General features: G+C 72.6%; 1 protein-coding gene. It reads left to right on the top strand.

What is annotated here, in order from left to right; genetic code table 11:
- Window positions 1-3,253, top strand: a 3,253-nt coding sequence (putA, locus tag QQK83_RS19055; RefSeq protein ID WP_284266994.1) for a bifunctional proline dehydrogenase/L-glutamate gamma-semialdehyde dehydrogenase PutA, incomplete at both ends; no start/stop codon positions are given.

Below are 3,253 nucleotides of genomic sequence, written 5' to 3'. Positions count from 1 at the left end.
CTGCGGAGCCGCGCGACCGCGCGGGGCGCCGAGCTGGTGGAGCGGATGCGCGCCGACCGCGCGCCGGGGCTGATGGAGGTGTTCCTGGCCGAATACGGCCTGTCCACGCGCGAGGGGATCGCGCTGATGTGCCTGGCCGAGGCGCTGCTGCGCGTGCCCGACGCCGCCACGATGGATGCGTTGATCGAGGACAAGATCGCGCCCTCGGAATGGGGCGCGCACCTGGGCCGGTCGGCCTCGTCGCTGGTCAATGCCTCGACCTGGGCGCTGATGCTGACGGGGCGCGTCCTGCAGGATGGCGAGGGGATGGCGGGCGTGCTGAAAGGCGCCGTGCGCCGCCTCGGCGAGCCGGTGATCCGCAAGGCGGTCGCCCGCGCGATGCGCGAGATGGGGCAGCATTTCGTCCTCGGTCAGGACATGGCCGAGGCGATGCGCCGGGCCGCTGCCGAGGAACGGCGCGGCTATGCCTATTCCTACGACATGCTGGGCGAGGCGGCGATGACGGCGCGCGATGCGGCGGCCTATTTCGACGCCTACATGGGCGCGATCCGCGCGCTGCAGCCTGCTTGCCGGTCCGACGACATCCGGGTCAATCCCGGCATCTCGATCAAGCTTTCGGCGCTGTTTCCGCGCTACGAGGAGGCGCAGCGCGACCGGGTGCTGGCCGAGCTGGTGCCGCGGGTTCGGGAGCTGGCGCGGGCGGCGCGGGCGCAGGGCATGGGCCTCAACATCGACGCGGAGGAGGCCGACCGCCTCGACCTGTCGCTCGACGTGATCGAGGCGGTGCTGGCCGATGCGCAGCTGTCCGGCTGGGACGGGTTCGGCGTGGTGGTGCAGGCCTATGGCAAGCGCGCCAGCGCGGTGATCGACTGGCTTTACGCGCTGGCCGAGACCCATGACCGGCGCATCATGCTGCGGCTGGTCAAGGGCGCCTATTGGGACACCGAGATCAAGCGCGCGCAGGTCGAGGGGCTGGAGGATTTCCCGGTCTGGACGCGGAAGGCGGCGACCGATGTCGCCTACCTGTGTTGCGCGCGGAAGCTTCTGGGCATGACCGACCGGATCTTTCCGCAATTCGCCACGCATAACGCGCAGACCGTCGCCGCGATCCTCGAGATGGGGCCGGACCGCGACGCGTGGGAATTCCAGCGCCTGCACGGCATGGGCGAGGCGCTGCACGAAATGGTGCGAGCGGGCAACGGGCCGCGCTGCCGGATCTACGCGCCGGTGGGCAAGCACCGGGATCTGTTGGCCTATCTCGTGCGGCGGCTGTTGGAGAACGGGGCGAATTCCAGCTTCGTGAACCAGGTGCTCGATGGCGGGGTGCCCGCCACGACGGTCGCGCGCGACCCGTTCGAGGCGCTTGAGGGGGCCGAGGCCAAGGCCGTGGTCGCGCCCGCGCGGATCTTCGGGGCAGAGCGCGAAAACGCGCGCGGTTTCGATCTGACGGACCCCGTGGAACTGGCCGCGATCGAGGCGGCGCGCGCGCCGTTTGCCGCCGCCACATGGACGGCGGCACCGATCCTTGCCGCGGCGGTGACGGGCGGCGAGGACTGGATCGTGATCAACCCCGCGCGCGCGGAGGACCGCGTGGGCCATGTGACGCTGGCCGCGGGCGCGGATATCGAGGCCGCGCTCTCGGCCGCCGCCCGCTGGGACGCCCCGGTCGAGGCGCGCGCGGCGGTGCTGCGCCGGGCCGCCGACCTTTACGAGGCGCGCTATGGCGAGATCTTCGCGCTCCTGGCCCGCGAGGCGGGCAAGACGCTCCCCGATGCCGTGGGCGAGCTGCGCGAGGCGGTGGATTTCCTGCGCTATTATGCCGGGGAGGCCGCGGGTTTGGCCGCGCCCGCCCGCGGGATCTTTGCCTGCATCAGCCCGTGGAACTTCCCGCTGGCCATCTTCACCGGCCAGATCGCCGCGGCGCTGGCCGCCGGCAACGGCGTGATCGCCAAGCCCGCCGAGGCGACGGGTCTTGTCGCGCACCTCGCGGTGCAACTGTTGCACGAGGCCGGTGTGCCGCGCGCGGCGCTACAGCTTTTGCCGGGGCGCGGGGCCGAGGTGGGCGCGGCGCTCTCGTCGGATGCGCGCATCGCGGGGCTGTGCTTCACCGGCTCGACCGAGACGGCGCAGGCGATCAACCGCGCCAAGGCTGCGCATCTCGCCCCCGCCGCGCCGCTGATCGCGGAAACCGGTGGGCTGAACGCGATGGTGGTGGACAGCACCGCCCTGCCGGAACAGGCGGTGCGCGACATCATCGCCTCGGCCTATCAATCGGCTGGGCAACGCTGCTCGGCGCTGCGGCTGCTCTACGTTCAGGAGGACGTGGCGCGCCCCGTGCTGGAGATGCTGAAGGGCGCGATGGCCGAGCTGCGGCTGGGCGACCCGTGGCGGCTGTCGACCGACATCGGGCCAGTGATCGACGCGCGCGCGCAGGCCGGCATCCTCGCGCATGTGGAGGCCGCCCGCGCCGAGGGCCGCGTGCTGGCCGAGCTGGAGGCGCCGGGCGACGGGACCTTCGTGGCGCCCGTGCTGATCGACCTGCCGGGCGGCATCGCAGCCCTCGAGCGCGAGGTCTTCGGCCCGGTTCTGCATGTGGCGACCTATCGCGCGGCGGATCTGCCGAAGGTGATTTCTGCCGTGAACGCAAGGGGATACGGGCTGACCTTCGGGATGCACAGCCGCATCGACGACCGCGTGCAGGAGGTCTGCGCCGCGATCCGCGTGGGCAACACCTATGTCAACCGCAACCAGATCGGCGCGGTGGTGGGCAGCCAGCCCTTCGGCGGCGAGGGGCTGTCGGGGACCGGGCCGAAGGCCGGCGGGCCGCACTACCTGCCGCGCTTCACGATGGCCGAAACGCGCGGGCAGACGCGGCTGTCGGACGAGCCGCGCGGCCCGGCCGAGCGCGGCGCACTGGAGGCGGAGCTGGCCGCCCTGCCCGATCCGCGTGACCGGGTGCTGTCGGTGACCGATCTGCCGGGGCCGACGGGTGAGTCGAACCGGCTGTCGACCCATCCGCGCGGGCGGGTGCTGTGCCTCGGACCGGGAAAGGCGGCGGCGGCCGAGCAGAAGCGGCTGGCCGAGGCTGCGGGCTGCACGGCGGTGGCCGTCACGGGCCGGGTTCCCGCCGGGTGGCTTGCCGATCTCGGGCCGTTCGAGGCGGTGATGCTGTGGGATGACGGCGACAGCGCGCGCGCGGTGGCGGTCGCGCTTGCCTCGCGCGCGGGGGCGCTGGTGCCGCTGGTCACCGAGG

This window comes from Roseicyclus amphidinii, assembly GCF_030163755.1.
Classification (GTDB): Bacteria; Pseudomonadota; Alphaproteobacteria; order Rhodobacterales; family Rhodobacteraceae; genus Roseicyclus; species Roseicyclus amphidinii.
Note: the sequence above shows the minus strand (reverse complement) of the source record. Positions and strands in the feature narration are given on the sequence as shown.